The 23,446-nt window shown below is 64.7% G+C and carries 21 protein-coding genes and 2 pseudogenes; 10 read left to right on the top strand and 13 right to left on the bottom strand.

What is annotated here, in order from left to right; translation table 11 throughout:
- Positions 1-41: 41 nt before the first annotated feature.
- A pseudogene (locus ACVMIH_RS03150) lies at positions 42-967 on the top strand (alpha/beta hydrolase family protein).
- Positions 968-1,230: 263 nt separating this feature from the next.
- Here ACVMIH_RS03150 and ACVMIH_RS03145 read toward each other — a convergent pair.
- The 6 genes from ACVMIH_RS03145 to ACVMIH_RS03120 all read right to left on the bottom strand — a co-directional run bounded on the left by ACVMIH_RS03145 (position 1,231) and on the right by ACVMIH_RS03120 (position 6,123).
- Positions 1,231-1,584 (bottom strand): cupin domain-containing protein, encoded by a 354-nt coding sequence (locus ACVMIH_RS03145; RefSeq protein WP_456860728.1) that lies wholly within the window; start codon positions 1,582-1,584, stop codon positions 1,231-1,233.
- A 57-nt stretch (positions 1,585-1,641) separates the two neighbouring features.
- Positions 1,642-1,851, bottom strand: a complete 210-nt coding sequence (locus ACVMIH_RS03140; RefSeq protein ID WP_057017262.1) for a DUF2934 domain-containing protein — start codon at positions 1,849-1,851, stop codon at positions 1,642-1,644.
- Between the two features lie 475 nt (positions 1,852-2,326).
- Positions 2,327-3,712: a glutathione-disulfide reductase gene (gene gor / locus ACVMIH_RS03135; protein WP_456860726.1), complete on the bottom strand. Its 1,386-nt coding sequence runs from the start codon at positions 3,710-3,712 to the stop codon at positions 2,327-2,329.
- Between the two features lie 216 nt (positions 3,713-3,928).
- Positions 3,929-4,459 (bottom strand): DUF2059 domain-containing protein, encoded by a 531-nt coding sequence (locus tag ACVMIH_RS03130; RefSeq protein WP_057017260.1) that lies wholly within the window; start codon positions 4,457-4,459, stop codon positions 3,929-3,931.
- 23 nt (positions 4,460-4,482) lie between these two features.
- Positions 4,483-5,181 (bottom strand): ribose-5-phosphate isomerase RpiA, encoded by a 699-nt coding sequence (gene rpiA / locus ACVMIH_RS03125; protein WP_156436204.1) that lies wholly within the window; start codon positions 5,179-5,181, stop codon positions 4,483-4,485.
- A gap of 108 nt (positions 5,182-5,289) precedes the next feature.
- A complete protein-coding gene (locus ACVMIH_RS03120; RefSeq protein ID WP_057017258.1) occupies positions 5,290-6,123 on the bottom strand; it encodes an SDR family NAD(P)-dependent oxidoreductase in 834 nt (277 codons plus the stop codon).
- A gap of 76 nt (positions 6,124-6,199) precedes the next feature.
- Here ACVMIH_RS03120 and ACVMIH_RS03115 point away from each other — a divergent pair, with 76 nt between their 5' ends.
- The 6 genes from ACVMIH_RS03115 to ACVMIH_RS03090 all read left to right on the top strand — a co-directional run bounded on the left by ACVMIH_RS03115 (position 6,200) and on the right by ACVMIH_RS03090 (position 12,787).
- Positions 6,200-6,880 (top strand): HAD hydrolase-like protein, encoded by a 681-nt coding sequence (locus tag ACVMIH_RS03115; RefSeq protein ID WP_168858326.1) that lies wholly within the window; start codon positions 6,200-6,202, stop codon positions 6,878-6,880.
- Between the two features lie 161 nt (positions 6,881-7,041).
- Positions 7,042-7,518 carry a hypothetical protein gene (locus ACVMIH_RS03110; protein ID WP_456860724.1) on the top strand — a complete coding sequence of 159 codons (477 nt, stop codon included), beginning with the start codon at positions 7,042-7,044 and terminating at the stop codon, positions 7,516-7,518.
- 255 nt (positions 7,519-7,773) lie between these two features.
- Positions 7,774-8,808 (top strand): GTP 3',8-cyclase MoaA, encoded by a 1,035-nt coding sequence (moaA, locus tag ACVMIH_RS03105; RefSeq protein WP_456860722.1) that lies wholly within the window; start codon positions 7,774-7,776, stop codon positions 8,806-8,808.
- A 342-nt stretch (positions 8,809-9,150) separates the two neighbouring features.
- A complete protein-coding gene (locus ACVMIH_RS03100) occupies positions 9,151-9,690 on the top strand; it encodes a TRAP transporter small permease subunit (RefSeq protein ID WP_028334243.1) in 540 nt (179 codons plus the stop codon).
- A complete protein-coding gene (locus ACVMIH_RS03095) occupies positions 9,687-11,288 on the top strand; it encodes a TRAP transporter large permease (RefSeq protein WP_057017254.1) in 1,602 nt (533 codons plus the stop codon). The genes ACVMIH_RS03100 and ACVMIH_RS03095 overlap by 4 nt, the downstream gene beginning before the upstream one ends.
- A gap of 269 nt (positions 11,289-11,557) precedes the next feature.
- A complete protein-coding gene (locus tag ACVMIH_RS03090) occupies positions 11,558-12,787 on the top strand; it encodes a M20/M25/M40 family metallo-hydrolase (RefSeq protein ID WP_456860720.1) in 1,230 nt (409 codons plus the stop codon).
- 33 nt (positions 12,788-12,820) lie between these two features.
- Here the strand turns inward: ACVMIH_RS03090 and ACVMIH_RS03085 are convergent, their stop codons facing one another.
- The 7 genes and pseudogenes from ACVMIH_RS03085 to ACVMIH_RS03055 form a co-directional block, all read right to left on the bottom strand.
- Complete coding sequence (locus ACVMIH_RS03085; protein ID WP_456784619.1) at positions 12,821-14,149, bottom strand: sensor histidine kinase; 1,329 nt, start codon at positions 14,147-14,149, stop codon at positions 12,821-12,823.
- A 2-nt stretch (positions 14,150-14,151) separates the two neighbouring features.
- Complete coding sequence (locus ACVMIH_RS03080) at positions 14,152-14,826, bottom strand: response regulator transcription factor (RefSeq protein WP_057017251.1); 675 nt, start codon at positions 14,824-14,826, stop codon at positions 14,152-14,154.
- 388 nt (positions 14,827-15,214) lie between these two features.
- Positions 15,215-16,303, bottom strand: a complete 1,089-nt coding sequence (locus ACVMIH_RS03075; RefSeq protein ID WP_028334238.1) for a TRAP transporter substrate-binding protein — start codon at positions 16,301-16,303, stop codon at positions 15,215-15,217.
- Positions 16,304-16,543: 240 nt separating this feature from the next.
- Positions 16,544-17,633 (bottom strand): annotated as a pseudogene (locus tag ACVMIH_RS03070) (TRAP transporter substrate-binding protein).
- A gap of 308 nt (positions 17,634-17,941) precedes the next feature.
- Entirely contained in the window at positions 17,942-18,178 is a 237-nt protein-coding gene (locus ACVMIH_RS03065) for a hypothetical protein (protein ID WP_076826437.1), read from the bottom strand.
- A 206-nt stretch (positions 18,179-18,384) separates the two neighbouring features.
- Entirely contained in the window at positions 18,385-19,515 is a 1,131-nt protein-coding gene (locus tag ACVMIH_RS03060; RefSeq protein WP_057017247.1) for an Mrp/NBP35 family ATP-binding protein, read from the bottom strand.
- A gap of 57 nt (positions 19,516-19,572) precedes the next feature.
- On the bottom strand, positions 19,573-20,010 hold the full coding sequence (locus ACVMIH_RS03055) for a VOC family protein (protein ID WP_016843272.1): 438 nt from the start codon (positions 20,008-20,010) through the stop codon (positions 19,573-19,575).
- A gap of 203 nt (positions 20,011-20,213) precedes the next feature.
- On the opposite strand from ACVMIH_RS03055, the gene ACVMIH_RS03050 reads away from it, so the two are divergent.
- The 3 genes from ACVMIH_RS03050 to ACVMIH_RS03040 all read left to right on the top strand — a co-directional run bounded on the left by ACVMIH_RS03050 (position 20,214) and on the right by ACVMIH_RS03040 (position 23,442).
- A complete protein-coding gene (locus tag ACVMIH_RS03050; RefSeq protein ID WP_076826435.1) occupies positions 20,214-21,086 on the top strand; it encodes an NAD(P)-dependent oxidoreductase in 873 nt (290 codons plus the stop codon).
- Between the two features lie 294 nt (positions 21,087-21,380).
- Positions 21,381-22,988, top strand: coding sequence for a sensor histidine kinase (locus tag ACVMIH_RS03045; protein WP_456860718.1), 1,608 nt, complete (start codon positions 21,381-21,383; stop codon positions 22,986-22,988).
- 250 nt (positions 22,989-23,238) lie between these two features.
- On the top strand, positions 23,239-23,442 hold the full coding sequence (locus ACVMIH_RS03040) for a DUF1289 domain-containing protein (RefSeq protein ID WP_028334232.1): 204 nt from the start codon (positions 23,239-23,241) through the stop codon (positions 23,440-23,442).
- The last annotated feature ends 4 nt before the right edge of the window (positions 23,443-23,446 follow it).

Below are 23,446 nucleotides of genomic sequence, written 5' to 3'. Positions count from 1 at the left end.
CCTTGCAGGGAAATCCGAATTCGCATTTGGTAGAGCATAGCATGAATGCCGGGGAAATCGCCGTGGCCTCCGCCGCGCTGGACGACGTTTTTAGCGACGACATCGTCGTGCCGGCCGCGGACGGCTATCCGCTCGCCGCGACGCTGTTCCTGCCGCGCGGCACGCGGCGTCAGGCCGTGCTGATCAATTCGGCGACTGCCGTGCCCCGCAAGGTCTATCGCGGCTTCGCCGGCTACCTCGCCCGCCGCGGCGCCGCGGTACTGACCTACGACTACCGCGGCACCGGCGGTAGCGGCCGATGGCGGCGACCGGCCTCAACAAGCCGAAATCACTGGCCGGCTTCAAGACCACGATGGCGGACTGGGCTGCGCTCGACGCCACCGCGGCGGTGAGCTGGATGCGCGAGCGCTATCGCAGCCTCCCCTTCGCCTATGTCGGCCACTCCTTCGGCGGCCAGGCGCTCGGGCTGCTTGCCAACAATGCCGAGATCCCGCGCGCGCTCCTGATCGCATCGCAGGCTGCCTATTGGAAGCTGATGGCCTCGCCCGAGCGCTACCGCGTCGTCGCCTTCATGACCGGCGTCGGCCTGCCGCTGGCGCGCACGCTCGGTTACCTCCCCGCTTGGGCCGGCCTCGGCATGGACCTGCCGAGGGGCGCGTTCGAGCAATGGCGGAGCTGGGTGATGCGGGAGCGCTATCTGCTCGATGATGCCACGCTGACAGCGCGCGAGAATTTTCCGAAGTTCAAGGGCAAGCTCCGCGCGCTTGTCATGACCGACGACACCTGGGCAACGCGGCCGGCGGTCGAATTGCTGTGCTCCGCCTTCACGTCGATCACGCCGGAGATCATCTCGATCCGTCCCGCCGACGCCGGCGCAAAAGCGATCGGCCATCTCGGCTTCTTCCGCAGCGACCACCGCGACGCGCTGTGGCGCGGTGCCGCGGAGTGGATTGAGGCGGAGGGATAGACGCGGCACTCTCCGGCGTCGTCCCTGCGAAAGCAATAGCGTGTCTACACGGTTTTGGGGCGCGACAGATTGACTCGGTGCAGCAAGAAGTGGCGTCTCTGCAGCATGTTGTTTGCGAAAGCAGGGACGACGCCGCATTTATTGCGCTGCTGGCGAGTCATAATTTCGCATTCTCGCGACATGAATCGCGCGAGCTTTGCTCTTCAACTCGGATTCGCGGTCAAGATGATGGGTATCGCTTCGCTCCGCCCACCCTGCCAGCCTCACACCACCTTCCGCGGCGCAGCCGTCGCAGCATCGCCCGTGTTCGGTGTCCCCGTCGACTCGATCAGCAGCAGATGCACCTCTTCCCTTGCGACGGGCCGATGCTCGGCGCCCTTCGGCACGATGTACATCTGGCCGGGCGTTAGCGTCACGGTGCGGTCGCGCAGCTCGATGTCGAGGATGCCTTTCAGCACGAGGAAGAAGTAGTCAGTGTCGTCATGCTTGTGCCAGACGAACTCGCCCTGCACCTTCACCACCATCACGTCGCAGGCATTGAATTGCCCCACGGTGCGCGGCGACCAGTGATCGGAGAATGTCGACAGTTTCTGCGAAAGATCGATCGCGCCGCTCATGATGCCTCCGGGTCCGGGCCAGCCTTCCGGACTCGTTAGCTCAGCCGTGCGACGCACTCAATGCACGCCCCTCAGCCTCTCCGGATATGTACTCGGCCCATTGTGCCCGTTGATGTCGCAAGGCGCTTCGCCGTTGGTGGCCCGCCGCGCCAGCAGTTCCTTTTCGGCCTGATACCAGAGCTGATCCATCTTGCCCGGCGGCTCGCCGGCGTCCTTCCACAATTCGTAGGCGCGGGTCCGGATCTCCTGCTCGGTTGGGCCTCTCATGCGCGGCTCCCTCAATTTGAGACATCAAACTGTTTGAGAGTGGAACGGACAGCATAGCGCAAGGTTCCAAGGCGCGCGAGGCGGCCGCGCGCCGATGGCGCATCGCCTGTGCACAAGCGCCGTTGCGCAGACCATTCGCCGGAAACCGCGTTCGATTTGAGGGCGCGAAGCGACCCTGAGGAAAAGTCCCGGGCGGATGTGCATGTCAACAAGGGTGCCCTAATTCCCGGGCACGAAGCACGGCCGTCGGCGCCGGTCTTGCGGAGGCGCGCTACCCCTTCTGAGGTATGAAACCTTTGCCCCGCTTCCGCAGACAAAAACTCATCAGGATTTTGCCAACCTTCCTGGGGCTAGAGACAGCGCCGTCCGCATGTATTTTAAGCGGGCGGCGTTGGGCTGTCAGGCAGGGTTCATTCCCCGTTCCCCATCGCCAGGAGAACACCAGGACGGCAGCGCCGGCCCCTGCGGGCTACCGCTATTCCGCCGCCTGGCGCACGTGGCGCGCGGTCGGGGTGCGCATCGTCACCAGCTCTTCGGAGGCGGTCGGATGCAGCGCGATGGTGGCGTCGAAATCGGCCTTGGTCGCCTTCATCTTGACGGCGATCGCGACGGCCTGGGTGATTTCGGCGGCGCCATCGCCGACGATGTGGCAGCCGAGCACGCGGTCGCTCGCGCCGTCGACCACGAGCTTCATCAGCACGCGGGTGTCGCGGCCAGACATCGTCGCCTTGATCGGGCGGAAATCGGTCTTGTAGATGTCGACGTGGCTGAACTGCGCCCGCGCCTCCTCTTCCGTGAGCCCGACGGTGCCGACCTCCGGCTGCGAGAACACCGCAGTCGGGATCGTGGCGTGGTCGACCTCGACCGGGCGCTTGCCGAACACCGTGTCGGCGAAGGCATGGCCCTCGCGGATCGCAACCGGCGTCAGATTGGTGCGGTGGGTGACGTCGCCGACCGCGTAGATGTTGTCGACCGAGGTCTTCGACCAGCCGTCGACCTGGATGCCGCCATTGGCGGGATTGATGGCGACGCCGGCGGTCTCGAGCCCGAGATTGGCGACATTGGGATGCCGGCCGATCGCGAACATCACCTGGTCGGAGGCGATGCTCGAGCCGCTCGACAAATGCGTGGTGAAGTCACGGCCGTGCTTGTCGACCTTCGCCACCGTGCAGCCGGTGATGATGGTGATGCCGCGCTTCTCCATCTCGGCGCGGACGTGCTTGCGCACGTCCTCGTCGAAGCCGCGCAGGATGTTGTCGCCGCGATAGATCACCGTGACGTTGGAGCCGAAGCCGGCGAAGATGCCGGCGAATTCCAGCGCGATGTAGCCGCCGCCCTGGATCACGATCCGCTTCGGCAGCTCCTTGAGGTGAAAAGCCTCGTTGGAGGAGATCACGTGCTCGATGCCGGGCACGATTGGCCCGTGATTGGGCGCGCCGCCGGTCGCGATCAGGATGTACTTCGCCGTCACCTTCTCGCCGGTGGCGAGTCTGATGGTGTGGGCATCCTCAAGCACCGCGCGGGTCTTCGCGATCCGTGCGCCCGACTTCTCGACGTTGGTGGTGTAGGCGCCCTCGAGCCGGGCGATCTCCTTGTCCTTGTTGGCGACGAGAGTGGCCCAGTCGAACGAGACCTGCCCGATGCTCCAGCCGAAGCCGGCCGCGTCCTCGATCTCGTCGTGGACGTGGCTGCCGATCACGAACAGCTTCTTCGGCACGCAGCCGCGGATCACGCAGGTGCCGCCCATCCGGTACTCTTCGGCGACCATGACCTTCGCGCCGTAACCCGCGGCGATGCGGGCGGCACGAACGCCGCCCGAACCACCACCGATGACAAACAGGTCGACGTCAAACTCGGCCATGGTAAATCTCAGCTCTAATCGCCGGAATTCGGCTTGATCAACTGCTTTCCCTCATCTTGAGGGCATCTAGTCTTTCACCGCCGTCATTGCGAGGAGCGATAGCGACGAAGCAATCCATCTCTCCGCTTGTGGGACAATGGATTGCTTCGCTTCGCTCGCAATGACGTAGATTAGTGCGGCGCACTCAACTTGACGCCCGTCATGCTGAGGCGTCGTTTAGATATCCTTGCCGCGCTTCTTCATCTCGGCCTTGAACTGGGCGTTGACGATCACGCCAAACTGCTGCGCCCACTGCTGCATATATTGCAGCGAATCGTTGATTGCCTTGGGCTCAGAGGTCAGAAGCTTCTGACCGAGCGGCGTCTTGTAGAAGATCACGAGATCCTTCAGCTCCTGCTCGGTGAACTCGGCGGCGTAAAGCTGCGCCATGCCTTCGCCGATTTCTTTCTCACTGCCACCCAGGTTCTTGGCGATGACGAGCGCGACCTCGTTGAGGTCCTTCTGGTAGTTGAGGTATTGCTGGAGCAGACCGGTCTTGGTCTTCTCGATGATTCCAGGAACGGCGCCGGCATACATCACCTGCACGTTCTTCATCTGAAGGATTTCCTTGGCGTACCCAATCGCCGCGGGGGTCGACTGCTTGACCTGGGGCATGGGAGGCAGCTGCGGCTGCTGCGCCATCGCCGGTGCGAGCGCCAGTCCAGCCGCCAGGGCCGCAGCCGACAAAAGTCCCGAAAAGCGATTCATTCCAAGTCTCCTTGCTTGCGGCCTCATGGCCGTTCAACAACCCGAATTCCCTGCGCGCCGGCCAGCACGGCGACGCTGCCAAGCCCGATGAACAGGCCGTGTTCGACCACGCCCGGAATCACGCTGAGCAAACCGGCAAGACGCGGCGGATCGCCGATCCGGCCGAGATGGGCATCGACGATCCAGTGGCCGCCATCGGTGACAAAAACGTGACCGTCCTTGCCCTGACGGACCAGCATTTCGCCGGATACGCCGGCCTCTGAAAACGCCCGCGCCATCGCGGCCTGGGTCGCGGCGAGCCCGAACGGGATCACCTCGACCGGCAACGGAAAGCGGCCGAGCACGTCGACCCATTTGCTGTCGTCGGCGATCACGATCATGCGATCACTGGCGGCCGCGACGATCTTCTCGCGCAGCAGCGCCCCGCCGCCGCCCTTGATCAGGTTGAGCGCCGGGTCGATCTCGTCGGCGCCGTCGATGGTGAGGTCGAGATGGTCGATCTCGTCCAGCGTGGTCAGCGGAATGCCGCAGCGGATCGCATCCGCGCGGGTCGCTTCCGAGGTCGGCACGCCGATCACCTTCATGCCCGACCGGACCTTCTCGCCGAGCAGCTCGACGAAATGCTTCGCGGTCGATCCGGTGCCGAGCCCGAGCTTCATGCCGTCGCGCACCTCTTCGAGCGCGCGCGCCGCCGCCTGGCGTTTCAGTGCGTCCATGTCCACGTGCCGATAGCCCCTCGGTTGGTCCGTTACGGGCCGCCATCGGGTGGCCCGGCGGGCGCATATCTAGCGTCGTTTTGCAGGCAGGAATAGCGGCAAGCGGACCAGTCTTTAGGCCGAAACGGCGTCCATCGCGGCCAAAATCGCCGAAAAGCGCTGTTCGACCTCGGCCCGCATCCCGGGGTGGGTGAAAATGTAGAACTGGTCGTCGCGGATCGCGGCCAGCACATGTCCTGCAACCGACGCCGGATCGAGACCGGCCTCCAGGCGTCGCGCGATCTCGGCGACGACAGCGGCCATCGGGCTTGCCGGATCGAGCTGACGGGTCGGGCCGTACTGCTCCGGGCGGTTGCGCCCGCTCTCGCCGATCCGGGTCCGCACAAAGCTCGGACAGAGCACGCTGACGCCGATCCCGAGCGGCCTGAGCTGCATGGCGAGCCCTTCGGACAGGCTGACGACGGCGAACTTGGTCGCCGAATACGGGCTCAAGCCAAGCCCGGCATTCATCCCGGCCATCGAAGCCGTATTGACGATATGGCCACCCTCGCCGTGCCCGCGGATGTGCGGCAGGAAGCTCCTGATGCCGTGCACGACGCCCATCAGATTGACGTCGATCACCCAGCGCCAGTCGTCGACCGAGATCGGGTCAATGCCGCCGCCGGCCGCGACGCCGGCATTGTTGCAGACGACATGGACCTTGCCGAAGGCGCGGAACGATGCCTCCGCCGCGCGATCGACGCTTAGGGGATCGGCAACGTCGCAGACCACGCCATGAGCATCCGCGCCGCCGGCGCGCAGCGCATCGACGGCCTTGTCCAGCGGACCGGCTTCAATGTCGGCGAGCATCACCTTCATGCCCTCGCGAGCAAAGGCGGTTGCCATCGCCAGTCCGATTCCGCTGGCCGCGCCGGTGACGAAAGCGGCTTTTCCGGCAAGTTCCCGCATCTCAGCCTCCCCTATCTCATGACGTGCCCACATCTACTCTTGCATCGCAGCGCCCGGCCCGATAGCCCAAAGCATCATGTCCGCCTCCTCTCCCCCCATCGTCGTATTCGATCTCGACGGCACGCTGGTCGACACCGCGCCCGATCTGATCGGCGCGCTGAACCACGTGCTGGACCGCGAGGGCCTGCGGCCGGTGCCGCTGGCGGCCGCGCGCAACATGATCGGCGCCGGCGCGCGCAAGCTGCTGGAACGCGGGCTCGAGGTGGAAGGACGCGCGGTCAGCGTCGGTGACCTCGACCGCTTGACCGCGGATTTCGTCGACTATTATGCCGAGCATATCGCCGACGGCTCGCGCCCGTTCGACGGGCTCGAGGCCGCGCTCGACCGGCTCGAGGCAAAGGGCCATCGCTTTGCGGTGTGCACCAACAAGCTGGAATGGCTGTCGAAGCTGCTGCTCGACCGGCTCGGCCTGACCAAGCGCTTCGCCGCGATCTGCGGCGCCGATACCTTCGGCATCGCAAAACCCGATCCGACGTTCCTGCGCGAGACGGTGGCCCGCGCCGGCGGCCGGCTGCCCGGCGCCATCATGGTCGGCGATGCTGGCCCCGATGTCGGGGTCGCAAGGCGCGCCCAGGTCCCGGTGATCGGCGTCGATTTTGGCTATACCGACGTTCCGATGACCGAGCTGAAGCCGGACCGGCTGATCAGCCATATGCGCGATCTGCCGGACGCCGTCGCCAGCCTGAGCGCGGCATAAATTTTTCGCAACACACTGATATCGCTCGGCAATATTTAGCCATGCGATTCCGCCATTAACCATCCTTTAACGAGCAGGGCCCCCGCTGTTGCGCCTCTGTTCCGACGCACCTATGGTCCGCTCCGGGGATTGTGGCTGATTGCCGCAGTAGAGTGTGGATCATGCGTCGTATCATCGTAATTGCGGCCGCCGGGCTGAGCCTGGCCGGCTGCTCCTCCTTCTCGTTGGATTCGTTCAAGTCGGCGCCACCGCCGATGCCGGTGCAGCTGGATTCGAACCCGCCGGGCGCCGATGCCGTGACCTCGCTCGGGCCGGGCTGCAAGACGCCCTGCACTGTGTCGATCCCGGCGCCGGAGACCAACTTCTCCGTCACCTTCAACATGCCGAAGTTCCAGCCGGCGACCGTTCCGGTCACCGTGACCCGCGTTCCCGGCGACTTCACCACGCCGGCCACCACGACGCTGGATCCGAGTCCGGTGTTCGCCGAGCTGCAGCCTGCCGGACCGCCGCCGCGCGCGGCGAAGAAGCCGATACGGAAGAAGAAGCCGAAACCGGCTGCCGCTGCGGCGCCTGCCGCCGCCGCTGCGGACTCCGCGTTCCCCGCCCCGAGCGCGGCTGCGCCGGCGCCGTCGCGCTAGCGCGGGCGGCCGAACCGCATTTGCACTGCACAAGAGCCCGGCCCAAAGCCGGGTTTTTGCATTTGGTCGAGACACATCCGCGATTGCGATCATGCATCGCGCGATCTGCCTCGCCTATCGCTTTGCATGCTGCGGATCATCCATACGATCATCCCTTGGGACGCATTGTGACAACGCGCCAACATGCATAGATTGCGGATGCCGGAGCCGATCACGGCGCGGCAGGCAGGAAACAGATTGCAAGGCCCGAACTGAATGAACGGATCCACGCAAGCACATTCCGACACGCTGTTTCGTCCGATGACCGATCCGTTCGGCCGGACCATCCGTTATTTGCGCGTCTCCGTCACCGACCGCTGCGACCTGCGCTGCTTCTACTGCATGTCGGAAGACATGACCTTCCTGCCGAAGGCCGATCTGCTAACACTGGAAGAGCTCGACCGGCTCTGCTCGGCGTTCGTCGCCAAGGGCGTGCGCAAGATCCGCCTCACCGGCGGCGAGCCGCTGGTCCGCCGCAACGTGATGGGCCTGGTGCGCTCGCTGTCGCGGCATCTGACCACGGGCGCACTCGACGAATTGACGCTGACCACCAACGGTTCGCAGCTGGCGCGCTTCGCCCAGGAGCTGGCCGATTGCGGTGTGCGCCGCGTCAACGTCTCGCTCGACACCCTCGACCCCGTAAAATTCCGGGCCATCACCCGCTGGGGCGACATCGACAAGGTGCTGTCGGGCATCGAGGCGGCGCGGTCGGCGGGACTCGCGGTCAAGATCAACGCGGTCGCGCTGAAGAACCTGAACGAGGACGAGATACCGGCGCTGATGGAATGGGCGCACGGCAAGGGCATGGGCCTCACCTTGATCGAGGTGATGCCGATGGGCGACATCGGCGAAGGCCGGATCGATCAGTACGTGCCGCTGTCCTTGATGCGCGCGCGGCTCGAGAAGCACTACACGCTGACCGATCTGTCCGACGACACCGGCGGCCCCGCCCGCTACGCCCGGGTCGCCGAGACCGGCGGCAAGCTCGGCCTCATCACGCCGATGACCCATAATTTCTGCGAATCCTGCAACCGGGTGCGGATCACCTGCACCGGCACGCTGCACACCTGCCTCGGCCACGAGGACGCCTCCGACCTGCGCCGGCCGCTGCGTGCCTCCGCCGACAACGATTTGCTGGCGGCGGCCATCGACCGGGCCATCGGACTGAAGCCGAAGGGGCACGATTTCATCATCGACCGCCGCCACAACCGTCCGAGCGTCAGCCGCCACATGAGCGTGACCGGCGGCTAGTCTTCAAGCTCCCTCCCGACGCGCGGCCTGTCCCCCGATTACCAAGGCGGGACAACAGTTTGCCGCGGCGTCAATTTGTCCATTTTCCGATTGACGGCGTTCCATGGCGCTGATTTGGTGAATCAGCTTTCACGCTAGTCTGGCCAGCATAGGCCGCTGCCCTCCGTCGGCTCCTGTCGACGATTCCCGGCAGCCAAGAACGGCTGAAGCGGATTTCGGGGGAGGACGAACGTTTGCAACTGCTCCTGAAAGTGAGCCGTGGCTCCGTGCGCATGCGCGCGGCGGCCAGATGATGCTTGAAGAGATATTCGGCGCGCGGATGGCGCGACCGTGGAGATCGTGATGCGCCCATTGTTGGCATTAAGTCAGGCCATCGACCAACTCAACGAGAAGATCGGCTACATCTGCAACCTGCTGGTGCTGATCTCGTGCCTGGTCAGCGCCGGCAACGCCATGATCCGCTACGCGTTCAGCTACTCGTCGAACGGCTGGCTCGAGGCGCAGTGGTACATGTTCGCGATCCTCGTGATGTTCGGCGCCTCCTACACCTTCAAGCGCAACGAGCATGTCCGCGTCGAGATCATGTATCTGATGCTGTCCGAACGCGGCCAGCTCTGGCTCGACCTGATCGGAACGCTGTTCTTCCTGATCCCGGCCTGCCTCCTGCTCGCCTATCTGTCATGGCCGTTCTTCTACCAGGCCTATGCAGTCGGCGAGATGAGCGGCAACGCCGGCGGCCTCTTACGCTGGCCGATCAAGTTCGTTATCCCGTCCGGCTTCGTGATGCTTGCGCTGCAAGGCGTCTCAGAGGTGATCAAGCGGATCGCCGCGCTGCAGGGCTACGTGACCATCGACGCGAAGTATGAGAGGCCGACTCAATGATCACGCTGGAGATGATGCCGCCACTGATGTTCGGCGGCCTGATCGTAGCGATGCTGATCGGTTATCCGGTGGCGTTCACGCTCGCCGCGGTCGGCCTGTCGTTCGGGTTCCTCTCGATCTATCTCGGCTTCTTCGACCTCAACTTCCTGCAGGCGATCCCGGGCCGCATCTTCGGCAGCGTGCTGTCCAACGAGCTGCTGCTGGCGATCCCGTTCTTCACCTTCATGGGCGCGATATTGGAGAGATGCGGGCTCGCCGAGGACATGCTGGATTCGATGGGCCAGCTGTTCGGCCCGATCCGCGGCGGCCTCGGCTATTCCGTGATCATCGTCGGCTTCATCCTCGGCGCCATCACCGGCACGGTGGCGGCGCAGGTGATCGCGATGGCGCTGATCTCGATGCCGGTGATGATCCGCTACGGCTACAACATCCGCTACATCACGGGCGTGCTCGCCGCCTCCGGCACCATCACGCAACTTGTCCCTCCCTCTCTCGTCCTGATCGTGCTCGCCGACCAGCTCGGCAAGTCGGTCGGCGACATGTATCTCGGCGCCTGGGGCCCATCGGTGTTCCAGATCCTGCTGTTCGCCGGCTACACCTTCCTGCTCGGCATCTTCAAGCCGAGCCATGTGCCGGCGGTGCCGATCGAGGCGCGCACGCTGACCGGGTGGGCGCTGTGGAAGAAGTGCCTGCTCGGCATCATCCCCTCGGCGGTACTGATCTTCGTCGTGCTCGGCACCATGATGATGGGCCTTGCGACCCCGACGGAAGCCGGCGCCATGGGCGCGGTCGGCGCCATCGTGCTCGCCGCCATCCACCACAAGGATTTCAGCGCCACCGGCAACAAGGTGCTGATGGTCGGTGTGATCGCCGGCGGCATCGGCACCATCATCGCGATGCTCTACAGCGAGAACCTGCTCTTCAAGCTCGCCTTCGCGATCACCTACGCCGCGGTGGTCTGGATCTGCCTCGAGGCCGTCAAGATCCCGGACCTGCGCGACCTGATCAAGCAGGGCTACGAGACCACCATGCGGATCACCTGCATGGTCACCTTCATCCTGATCGGCTCGACCTGCTTCTCGGTCGTGTTCCTCGGCGTATCCGGCGGCACCTGGCTGGAGCACCATCTGACCTCGCTGCCCGGCGGCGTCTGGGGCTTCCTGATCTTCATCAACCTGTTCATCTTCTTCCTGGCGTTCTTCCTCGACTTCTTCGAGATCGCCTTCATCATCCTGCCGATGGTCGCGCCGATCGCGCAGAAGGTGCTGGCGCCGGTGGTCGGCCCCGACGCCGCGCTGATCTGGTTCGGCGTGATGCTCTGCGTCAACATGCAGACCTCGTTCCTGCATCCGCCATTCGGCTTCGCGCTGTTCTATCTGCGCGGCGTGGCGCCCAAGGAAGTGAAGAGCTCGGACATCTACTGGGGCGCAATGCCGTGGATCGGCTTGCAGGCGATCATGGTGGCGCTGGTGATCGCGTTCCCGGTCGTCGTCACCGGACTGCTCGACAAGCCGCTCGATGTCGACCTCAACAAGGTCAAGATCGAGGTGCCGCAGATCGACCTGCCGCCGCTCGACTTCGGACAGCCGAAACAGTAGCCCGGCATCAGCGCATTCGGCGTGCCCAGAGCATTTCGGTTCTGATTAAATCAGAACCGAAGCCCTGGATTCTCGTTTTGTCGCGTTTTCTTCACGCGAACCGGCGTCCACTTCGCTCGAAAACGCTCGCGGGCGCGAGGCACGCCGCTGTTGACGGCACCGGCGAGGCCTGTGAAGACGGGGATACGGATCGTCCTCCAACTCACAGATCGCCGCCATGCCCCAATTGCATCCCGCCCGCTCGCTCATTCGCCCGCTGATGCTGTCGCTTGGTCTGGCGCTTGCCGCGCCCGCAGCGCATGCAGCCGACATTCGCGCGCTGGCGCAACAGGAACAGCAGCCGCTGCTCGACACCCTGCGCGACCTCGTGCAAGATCGAATCCGGCAGCAAGGACATCGAGGGCCTGAACCAGCTCGCCGAGCGCGTCGCCGGCCAGCTCAAGCAGCTCGGCGGCACGGTCGATATCCTGCAGACCACCGATATCTACCGCCTCGACGACACGCCGGAGAAGATCGGTCCCGCCGTGCAGGCCGTCTTCAAGGGCACGGGCAGCGCGAAGATCATGCTGATCGCGCACATGGATACGGTGTATCTCAAGGGCATGCTGAAGGACCAACCCTTCCGCATCGATGGCGACAAGGCCTATGGGCTCGGCATTGCCGATGACAAGCAGGGCGTCGCCACCATCCTCCACGCCGTGGCGTTGCTGCAGAAGCTGAACTTCAAAAATTACGGCACGCTCACCGTGCTGATCAATGGCGACGAGGAGATCTCTTCGCCCGGCTGGCGCAGCACCATCACCCGCCTCGCCGCGGAACAGGATGCCGTGTTCTCGTTCGAGGGCGGCGGCACCGACGGCACGCTGCGCCTCGCCACCAGCGGCATCGGCTCGGCCTACCTCACGGTGCACGGCAAGTCGTCGCATGCCGGCGCCAGGCCCGAAGGCGGCGTGAATGCGCTCTATGAGCTGTCACACCAGGTGCTGCAGATGAAGGACCTGTCCAAGCCGGAGCAGGGCCTGAAGCTGAACTGGACGGTGTCCAAGTCCGGCACCAACCGCAACGTGATCCCCGCCGAAGCCACCGCCCAGGCCGATGCGCGCGCGCTCAAAATGGCGGATTTCGACGAGCCCGAGAAAGCCCTGCAGGACAGGATCAAGAACCGCCTGCTGCCGGACTCCAGGGTGGACGTGAAGTTCGAGGTGCGCCGCCCCCCGCTCGAAGCCAGCGACGCCTCGCGCCGCGTGGCCGGCCACGGCAAGACGATTTATCAGGAACTCGGCATGGCGCTGAACGTGGCCGAGCGGGCAACCGGCGGCGGCACCGACGCGGCATTTGCCGCCCTCAAGACCAAGGGCGCCGTGGTGGAAGGCATGGGCCTGTCGGGCTTCGGCGCGCACTCCAACGATGCGGAATACGTGCAGATCAACAGCATCGTGCCGCGCCTCTATTTGACCACGCGCATGATCATGGATCTGTCCGACGGCAAGGTGAAGTAGACCGGCAAGGCCGCGGCACGTTCGCGGGCCGGCTCAGGACGCCGCCGGCTCCGCCTTGGCGAGGCGGAAGCGCAGCGTGAACTGGGCGCCGCCGGACGGCAGGTTCTCCACCCTCACCGTCGCATCGTGATCGTCGACGACGCCGCGCACGATCGAGAGCCCGAGCCCCGCGCCGTCGGTGCGCTGGCGATCGCTGCGCCAGAAGCGCTGGAAGATCAGGCCCTGCTCGGCGGGCGCAATTCCCGGCCCGCAGTCGCGCACCTGCACCGAACCGTTGTCGTGCACCTCGACATCGACCGAAGTCCTCTCGGCGGTGTACTTGATGGCGTTCTCCGCCAGATTGAAGATGGCACGCTGCAGCATCTCCGCATTGCCCCTGACCTGCACCGGACTGTCGGTGCCGCGCAACGCGATATCTTTCCGCTGCGCCAGCGCGTAGGGCGCGATCGAGCCGACCACCTCGGCGCACACCGCGCGCAAATCCGCGGTCTCGCCGGGATCCAGCACCAGCGTGTCGAGCTCGGCGATCTCGAGCAGCTGGCTGACGATGCGGCTCATGCTCTCGATGTCGGCATGCAGCTCCCTGGTCCCCTTGGCCGCATCGAGCGTTTCGATTCGGGTCCTGAGGATCGCAAGCGGCGTGCGCAGCTGATGCGCGGCATCGGCCGTGAACTGGCGCTGCACGTGAAAGCCTTCCTCAAGGCGATCGAACGCCTGGTTGACGGCGGTCACCAGCGGCAGGATCTCGCTTGGAATCCCCTCCGTCGGCAGGCGGATATCGGTCCTTGCCGGTCCGATGCTTCTCGCCTCCTCCGAGGCCCGCAACAGCGGTGTCACCGCGCGGCGGAAGATCAGGATGTCGGTGGCAAGCAGGATCAGAAGGATCGGGATGGTGATCCAGCCAACCCGCCGGAAGAAGTTGGAGACGATGTCGTCGATGATGACGTCGCGATGCGACAGGTCCTCGGCGACCAGGATGCGCAGCGTCTGGCCGCCGAGCAGCTTGGTGACGCTGGCACCGGAAATCCGGTTGGCGGACGCCGGCAGTCGCGGCGCCTCGCGATGCGACGAGAACAGCAGATGACCGTCGGCATCGTAGATGTCGTAGCGGTAGCGGCCATAGGCGTCGGAATAGAGCCCCCTCAGGCTGTCCGGCAGGCTGAGCTGCACCTTGCCCGCGGCATCGACCGAGAGGTTCTGGCCGAGATCGGCGGCCTGGTCGCGCATCGCTTCGCGATGCAGCTGATTGATCTCCGAATTCAACAGCCACAGCAGCAGCAGCGGCAGGAAGATCGCCGCGACCGCGACCGCCACGATGTGCAGGAACACGATCCGCGACGTCAGCGACTTGAAGCGGAACACGCCTACTTCTCCTCCGCCATCAGATAACCGACGCCCCGAATGGTATGGATGATGACCCTGGCGCGGTGCTCGGTGAGCAGCTTGCGCAGCCGCGACACGTAAACCTCGACCGCGTTCGAGGCGACCTCGCCGGCGAGGCCGAAGATGTGGTCCTCGACATTCTTCTTCGGCACCACCCGCCCCTGCCGCCGCAACAGGATCTCCAGCACCGATGTTTCGCGCGCCGAGAACACGTGCGGAGCGCCGTCGACGAACACCTGCTTGCTCTCGGTGTCGTAGACCAGATTGGCGAGCTTCAGCGAGGAGCCGAGCAGCTGGCCGGGTCGGCGCAGGATGGCTTCGAGCCGCGCCACCAGCTCTTCCAGCGCGAACGGCTTCGCCAGATAGTCGTCCGCGCCGCTGCGCAGGCCACTGACCCGATCCTGCAGGCCGCCCCGCGCAGTCAGTACCAGGACCGGCAGCGGGTCGGTCTTGCGGCGAAGCTCCGACAACACCGACAAGCCATCGCCGTCGGGCAGACCGAGATCGAGGATCATGGCGGCATAACTTACGCTGCGCAGCGCATCGCGCGCCTCGGCAACGCTGTTGACGACATCGGACTCATATCCCGCCGCCATCAGCCCGCTGGCGAGCAGCCGCGAGAGCTCGACATTGTCCTCGACGATCAGAAGGCGCATCGCAGCAATCCTGACTTCATTCAATCGATCTTCTGCTTGCTGTCGTCAAAACAAGACGCATGCGAAGGTGACGTCTCGATGGCGACACAAGCGCATGTTGCTCCAGCTCGTGTTACTGCCCTGAAAACAGATACCGCCTCCCCGCTGCAATCAAAATCTACGCCAGGCGCCTTTGATTGCTCCCGTGTAAGGCTGACGTCAGCTAGCCATGATAACATAACGGATTGCGCGTTCGCGCCCGGAGATCGAGAACTGGCAGCTGCCGCCACGGCCAGCGACCGGCGGTCATGCGTCTTCGCAAGCCGCGTCGCGCCGCGGCCGCGATCGCGGCATGGAAAAGCCCCGGCGCTTTCGCTCCGAGGCTGATTTCCTGTCCAACTCGCAGCAATCACGCCTGCGAGTGGCGCGCCATGAAATTGTCGTAGCCGACCTCGGCGACCTGGAACCATTGATAGCCGTTGTTGGAGAACGAGGTCAGCGAGTCATAGACCTTCTTGAAGTTGGCATTGGTCGCGGAAACCTCGGCATGCAGCTCCTTGGCGGCCTTGAAGGAAGCTTCCATCACCGCAGGCGGGAACGGGCGCAGCTTGGTGCCGACCGCGAGCAGCTTCTTCAGCGCGATCGGATTGGCCTGGTCGTAGCGCGCCATCATCCAGTTGTTGGCGAGATGGCCGGCCTGCTCGAGCACGAACTGATAATGCTTCGGCAGCGCGTTCCACTTGTCGAGATTGATCATCGCCACCAGCATGGGGCCGCCTTCCCACCAGCCGGGGAAGTAGTAGTTCGGCGCGACCTTGTAGAAGCCGAGCTTCTCGTCGTCATAGGGACCAACCCACTCGGCCGCATCGATGGTGCCCTTCTCGAGCGCCGGATAGATGTCGCCGCCGGCGAGCTGCTGCGGCACCGCGCCGAGCTTCTGCATCACCTTGCCGGCAAAGCCGCCGATGCGGAATTTGAGGCCCTTGAGATCGTCGACGCTGTTGATCTCCTTGCGGAACCAGCCACCCATCTGGCAGCCGGTGTTGCCGGCGAGCAGCGAGGTGACGTTGTAGCTCTTGTAGAACTCGTTGAGCAGGTCCTTGCCGCCGCCCAGCATGAACCAGGCCTGGTTGAGGCGCATGTTGGGCCCGAACGGCACCGCCGAGCCGAAGGTGAAGGTCGGGTCCTTGCCGAAATAATAATAGGGCGCGGTGTGCCCCATCTCGACGGTGCCGTTCTGCACGGCGTCGAGCACCTGCAGGCCCGGCACGATCTCGCCCGCGGCAAAGGTCTGGATCTGGAATTTGTTGTCGGTGGCTTCACCGACCGCCTTCGCCATCAGCTCGGCGCCGCCGTGCAGCGTGTCGAGCGACTTCGGCCAGCTCGTCGTCAAGCGCCACTTGAGCTCCGGCATCGACTGCGCGATCGCGGGAGCTGCGACCGTGGCGGCGCCGGCGACGCCCAGACCCGTGACCTTGATGAAATCTCTTCGCTTCATTTGAATCCTGCCCTGTTCGATTGTGTTGTCCGAGCGTCGACTGCTTTCGATCGTCGCGCCGCTTTTCTTTTTGCCGTCATGACCGGTGACCGATCACACGCCGCCTTCGTGCCGAGGCTTCGGATGCGAGCATGGAGCATCCCCTTCACGAATGCCAGACGCAAAAAACCCGGCCTCCTTGCGGAGGCCGGGCAATGCGTTCGCGTCGCGCGAACGCTCGTCCAAAAGGCTAGACGCCGATCAGCCGCGGGTGCGGCGAGCGGATCATGAAGCTGTCGAAGGTGTATTCGGCGACCTGCCACCACAGATACTGGTCGGAGCGGTACGCCTGCATGGCCTCGATCGATTTCTTGAAGTCGGCATTCTTGGCCGAGATTTCACCCCACAGCTCGTTGGTCGCCTTGAGGCAGGCCTCGAGCACCTCGTTGGTGAACGGACGCAGCTGCGTGCCGCCGGCAACCAGCCGCTTCAGCGCGGAGGGGTTCTGCATGTCGTAGCGCGCGGCCATCCAGCTGTTGGCGTTGGCGGCGCCGTTGGCCAGGATCGCCTGGTAGTTCTTCGGCAGCGCGTTCCACTTCTCCAGGTTGACGAAGGAGTGCACGGTCGGACCGCCTTCCCAGAAGCCCGGGTAGTAGTAGTACTTGGCGACCTTCTGGAAGCCGAGCTTCTCGTCGTCATAGGGACCGACCCACTCGGCCGCGTCGATGGTGCCCTTTTCGAGCGCCGGATAGATGTCGCCGCCGGCGAGCTGCTGCGGCACCACACCGACCTTCTGCAGCACCTGGCCGGCAATGCCGCCGATGCGCATCTTCAGGCCCGACATGTCGGCGACGGTCTTGATCTCCTTGCGGAACCAGCCGCCCATCTGGGTGCCGGTGTTGCCGGTCGGGAAACCGATCACGCCGAACTTCTTGAAGAACTCGTTGCCGAGCTCCTGGCCACCGCCCTGATACCACCAGGAGTTCTGCATGCGGGCATTGAGACCGAACGGCACCGACGCGTAGATCGCGAAGGTCGGGTCCTTGCCGACATAGTAGTAGGCGACGGTGTGCGACATCTCGACCGTGCCGTTGGAGGTCGCGTCCAGCGCCTGCAGGCCGGGGACGACCTCACCCGCCGCGAACACCTGGATCTGGAACTTGTTGTCGGTCATTTCGGCGACGTACTTCGACAGCTCGACGGCACCGCCATAGATGGTGTCCAGCGACTTCGGGAAGCTCGAGGTCAGGCGCCACTTGATTTCAGGCGAGGACTGCGCGATCGCCGGCGCGGCAACCGCCGTCGCGGCAGCACCGGCCGCAGAAACTTTCAAAAAATCACGACGCTTCATCGTAAGACTTCTCCTTCAGGGGCGTTTCCCAGTGACCGCAAGCAGTTCTCCGGCAGGCGCTTGAAAGGCTTGCCGAGGCGCTCTGGGTCGGCCCTTTAACACGGAAGGCGGCGTCACGGAAACGCGACAATGGCATGACCGCGCCAATTAAACGAAAGTCTGATGAGGCTGGAAATCAGCCGGAAAATGCGCCTTCAGGCAGCGACGATGGCGCCTGGCAGGTGGCCGCGGAGCTGCCGCCGACCGCGCGGTAAATCGCCGCGTGCGGACCGTCCGGCCCGCTCTCAACCACCGGGTTACGGGAGCAATCAGCGCCGCGTCGTCGCCCGCGCCTTCTTGGCTTGATCAGCCAAATACCGCCCGCGCCGGATCCAGCTTTGCGCGGTTGTCTTGCTGACACCATACGTCTTGGCGATCACCTCGGCAGCCTCGCCGATCGAGTCGGATTTCTTGGCCATGTTGAATGCCAGCCGGGAGGCCTCTGCGCGCTTCTCCCGCGTCAGATGTTTGCGGTGCTGCTTGTTTGCTTCGCGTGATGCTGCCATGTCGATGGTCGCCTCACGGCCCCTTCCCGCAGTTTTGGCTTCACCCGTGGCCGCCTTCCGCTGATCGAAGGGTGGTACGATTCGGCCACTCCTGCATAAACATACAGGCCGGAACCGATTCAGCAATCGTCCAAAGGCCACGGGCCTGTGAAGAAAGCCCGCCGGGCTCCCGACGCTTCGCGACCAATCGGCCCAGCAGCGCAGGCTCAGGCAGCCGCGATGACGCCTTGCAGCTGCTCACGGACCTTGCCGCCGATCGCGCGGTAGATCGCCGCGTGCGGGCCGTCCGGTTCGCTCTCGACCACCGGGTTGCCGGCATCGGAGGCGGTGCGGATCGCGATGTGCAGGGGGATCTCGCCGAGGAACGGCACCCCCAGCTTCTCGGCTTCGTGGCGGGCGCCGCCATGGCCGAAGATATCCGAGCGGGTGCCGCAATGCGGGCACTGGAAATAGCTCATGTTCTCGACGATGCCGAGCACCGGCACGCTGACCTTCTTGAACATCGCAAGCCCGCGCCGGGCGTCGATCAGCGAGAGGTCCTGCGGGGTCGAGACGATGACGGCGCCCTTGAGCGGAACGTTCTGCGCCAGCGTGAGCTGGGCATCGCCGGTGCCGGGCGGCATGTCGACCACGAGCACGTCGAGCGTGCCCCAGGCGACGTCGCGCAGCATCTGGGTGATCGCCGACATCACCATCGGCCCGCGCCAGATCATCGCGGTGTCCTCCTCGACCAGGAAGCCGATCGACATGATCGACAGGCCGAAGCGCTGCAGCGGGACCATCTTCTTGTCGTCATTGAGCTGCGGCTTCTCGCGGATGCCGGTCAGCCGTGGCACCGACGGGCCGTAGATATCGGCGTCGAGCAGCCCGACGCGCAGGCCGAGGTCGCGCAGGCCGAGCGCGAGGTTGAGCGCCGTGGTCGACTTGCCGACGCCGCCCTTGCCGGAGGCGACGGCGATGACGGCGGAGATGCCGGGGATCTCGGCCTGCCGGGCCATCGGCGATTGCCCGCCGGGCGGATGCGGATGGCGATGGGCGGACGCCGGCGGGACGCCGCCGGCCGGCCGCGGCGCCGGTGCCGCAGCGCCCGCCTTGCGCTCGGCGGTCAACGCGATCATCGCGACGCTGACGCCGGGGATGGCGCGCACGGCATTCTCGGCCTGCGCACGCACGCTCTCCCAGGCGCGGGCCTCCGCGGCGTCGACATTGATCGAGAAGAACACCTTGCCGTCGGTGACCGTGATCGCCGACAGCACATTGGCGTTGGTCAAGGCTGTGCCGCGTGGCGACATCACCTTGGCAAGGCAATCGAGGACCTGTTGCTGCGTCACGCTCACCGCGCATCTCCTGGAAAGTTCAAGAGACCGACCCATAGAGCGTTGCAGCGCAAAAGGCTACCTCGCTCCGACGTCGTCCCGCCGCTCGGCCGGCGCGGCGGAGCCGCCTTCCTTGGCGGCCTCGTAGTTCAGCTCGATCATGACCCCGTTGGGGTCGTTGACGAAGATCTGCCAGAGATCGCCGCCGGGAACCTGGCGCGAGTCGAATTCCATGCCCTTGGACTGAAGCCGCTGCCGCATCCCATCGAAGCCCTGGCTGGCAAAGGCGACGTGATGGACGACGCCCGAGTCAGGCTTTTGTGCCTCGTCGGTCGCCGAAATATCGACCAGATGCACGACCGCCTTGCCCTCGCTGTACATCCACGCACCGGGGAACGCGAAGTTCGGCCGCGCGCCCTTTTCCAGGCCCAGGATGTCCTCATAGAACCGCACCGTGGCGGAGAGATTCCGGGTCCGGATATTGAAATGATCGAGCACACCGACGCTCATGCCCATGCGATACACTCCCTTTTTTGTGAAGTTCGTTGGTGGCCCAATCCTAGCACAAAACCGGGTTCTGCCATCCCACCAAGGCCGTTGCCCTCCGCTGCACAGGGGGTATGGTGCGGCTCCTTCCATGGACGGAATGCCCTGCCCGCCGCGACGTTTTCCGGCGGTCTCAAGGGGCGATCACCACGGCAAATCACAAGGTAACAGATATGGCTAAAGTCGCTTTCCTCGGTCTCGGCGTGATGGGTTTCCCGATGGCGGGACACCTCGTGAAAAAAGGCGGCCATGAGGTCACCGTGTACAACCGGACCGCGGCGAAGGCGAAGGAATGGGCCGACAAGTTCGGCGGCAAGACGGCGCCGACCCCGAAGGCCGCCGCCGAAGGCCAGGATTTCGTGATGTGCTGCGTCGGCAACGACAACGACCTGCGCGCGGTCACGATCGGCCCCGACGGCGCCTTCGCCGGGATCAGGAAGGGCGCGACCTTCGTCGACCACACCACCGCCTCCGCCGAGGTCGCCCGCGAGCTCGATGCTGCCGCCACCAAGGCCGGCTTCAAATTCGTCGACGCGCCGGTGTCGGGCGGCCAGGCCGGCGCCGAGAACGGCGTGCTGACGGTGATGTGCGGCGGCAGCGAAGACGCCTACGCGGGCGCCGAGCCGATCATCACCGGCGCTTACGCGCGGATGTGCAAATTGCTCGGGCCGGCGGGCGCCGGCCAGCTCACCAAGATGGTCAACCAGATCTGCATCGCCGGTCTGGTTCAGGGCCTGTCGGAGGGCATCCACTTTGCCAAGAAGAGCGGCCTCGACGTCGCCGCCGTGATCGAGACCATCTCCAAGGGCGCGGCGCAGTCCTGGCAGATGGAGAACCGCTACAAGACCATGAACGAGGGCAAGTACGATTTCGGCTTCGCGGTCGAGTGGATGCGCAAGGACCTCTCGATTGCGCTGGCGGAGGCCCGCCGCAACGGCGCCACCCTGCCCGCCACCGCGCTGGTCGACCAGTTCTATGCCGAGGTCGAGAAGATGGGCGGCAAGCGTTGGGACACGTCGAGCCTGCTGGCGCGGCTGCAGCGGTAACACTTCCCACCATTTCGTCATGCCCGGGCTTGTCCCGGGCATCCACGTCTTTGGATCCACGAGAAGCAAGACGTAAATGGCCGGGACAGCCCGGCCATGACAACATGGAATTTGTCGGACCGGCGTGCGCGTGTGCGCCCGCCATCGCACAACAGTGGGACCCCCGCGCAAAAGTTAATTTAACTCCCCGTTTACGCTTTTCCTTAGCTCTTTAAGGCAACGCTTAATGATTTAGCGTCACAGATAGACAATGCAAAAAGCCCGCGCGGTTCGTGGGCAGGATTTGTGTTGTTGATGAGTAATCCCGCAGAAAAGCCTGAAGTTGTAGCGCTTCCGGCAGGACCTCAGGTGACGGTGCCGGTGAACAGCCGGCGCGTCGCCGCGAAGCGGGTGCGCGAGGCGCGGGATCGGTTAACGTCAACCAGTGGTACCCGCCCGGCGTTCGACGCCGAACTGCTCCGTCAATACGCCCAGACCCGGATCTCGGCGTCCTACGTCGTGATGCTGCTCGTGGTGGCAACCGGCGTGCTGTTTGGCCTCTGGATGAAGCCGATCGTGGCCGGCGCCTGGACGGTCGGCATCCTCTGCGTCCATCTCGCGATCATCCGCAGCTGTTCCCGCTTCCTCGCCGAACCAACCTCGGTCGCGGTCACCCGCAAATGGCGGACCCGCTTCGTGCTGCTCGACCTGCTCTACGGCCTGTGCTGGACCGCGATCCTGATCCACCCCGCCGGGCGCGATCTCGCCTCCAACACGCTGATGATGTTTTTGATGCTGCTGGTGATCGCGGTCTCCAGCATGCTGGCCGCGAGCCTGCCGATCGCGGCCCTTGCGGCAACGGTTCCGGTGACGGTCGGGATCGCGCTCGACCTCGTGCTCAATGGCGCGTTCGACAATTACGTGCTGGCACTGCTGGCGCTTGCGGCCGAAGGTTATTTCGCCCTGCTCGCGCACCGCCTGCATTCGACCACGCTCGCCACGCTGGAGGCCCGCGCCGAAAAAGATGCGCTGATCGGCGAGCTGGAACAGGCCAAGGCGATCTCGGACGAGGCGCGGCACCGCGCCGAGTCCGCCAACGTCGCCAAGTCGCGCTTCCTCGCCCAGATGAGCCACGAACTGCGCACGCCGCTCAATGCGATCCTCGGCTTCTCCGAGGTGATGAAGAGCGAGATTTTCGGCGCCCACACCGTGCCGGTCTACAAGGAATATTCCGCCGACATCCATAATTCCGGCGTGCATCTGCTCAATCTCATCAACGAGATCCTCGACCTGTCGCGCATCGAAGCCGGCCGCTACGAGCTGAACGAGGAGGCCGTGGCGCTGGTGCATGTCGTCGCCGATTGCCACCATCTCCTGAAGCTGCGCGCCTCCAGCCGCGGCATCACCATCCACGAGGTGTTCGAGCACGGCATGCCGAGGATCTGGGGCGACGAGCGCGCCATCCGCCAGGTCGTGCTCAACCTGCTCTCCAACTCGATCAAGTTCACCCCGCAGGGCGGCGAAATCTGGCTGAAGGTCGGCTGGACCGCGTCGGGCGGGCAATATCTGAGCGTCAAGGACACCGGAAGTGGCATCGCCGAGGACGAGATCCCGGTCGTGCTGGCCTCCTTCGGCCAGGGCTCCAACTCGATCAAGTCGGCGGAACAGGGCGCGGGCCTTGGCCTGCCGATCGCGAAAAGCCTGATCGACATGCATGGCGGCACCTTCACGCTGAAGTCGAAGCTGCGCATCGGCACCGAGGTGATCGTGACCTTGCCGCCGGAACGGGTGATGAGCGCGCTGGCGCCAATGGCGGAAGAAGCACCGCCGATGCAGCCGCCGGAGCCCGTCGAGCCCGCGATGGGCGCCGACCGGAAACGCGTGCGCCGCAAGTCGATCATGAGTGCCGGCACCGGATTGTAGAGCATGTCGCGGAAGATCGTGACGCGGTTATCACTAGAGCCCTTTCCGTTCCGATGGATTCGGAACGGGGCTCCAGATTTTGGCTCTGACGCGCTTTCTTTACGCGAACCGGTATCCACTTCGCTCGAAAACGCTCTGGCGATAAACCCAAGGCGTTCGCGCCGGGACCATGCTCGCGACAAAAAGCCGAGGCGTGATGCAGCATCCCACCGGCTTGCACCGGCCGCCGAAACCGTTCAACACTTGAACAATGAGCTCAGAGACGCCGTGTATCGCAGTCTGCATGATGGACCCCAGAACGAAGCTCTGCTTCGGCTGTGGCCGCACGCTTCCGGAGATCGCGCGCTGGCACAAGATGGACCGTGCGGAGCGGCTGTCGGTGATGGCGACGCTGCCGGCACGCATGGCCGAGGCTGGGCTCGAGCGCATGGAGCCGCGTCCGAAGCGCGCGTGATCGG

This window comes from Bradyrhizobium sp. USDA 4503 (genome assembly GCF_054055815.1).
The sequence above is the reverse complement of the archived record's forward strand: the minus strand, read 5'-3'. Positions and strand labels throughout refer to the sequence as shown.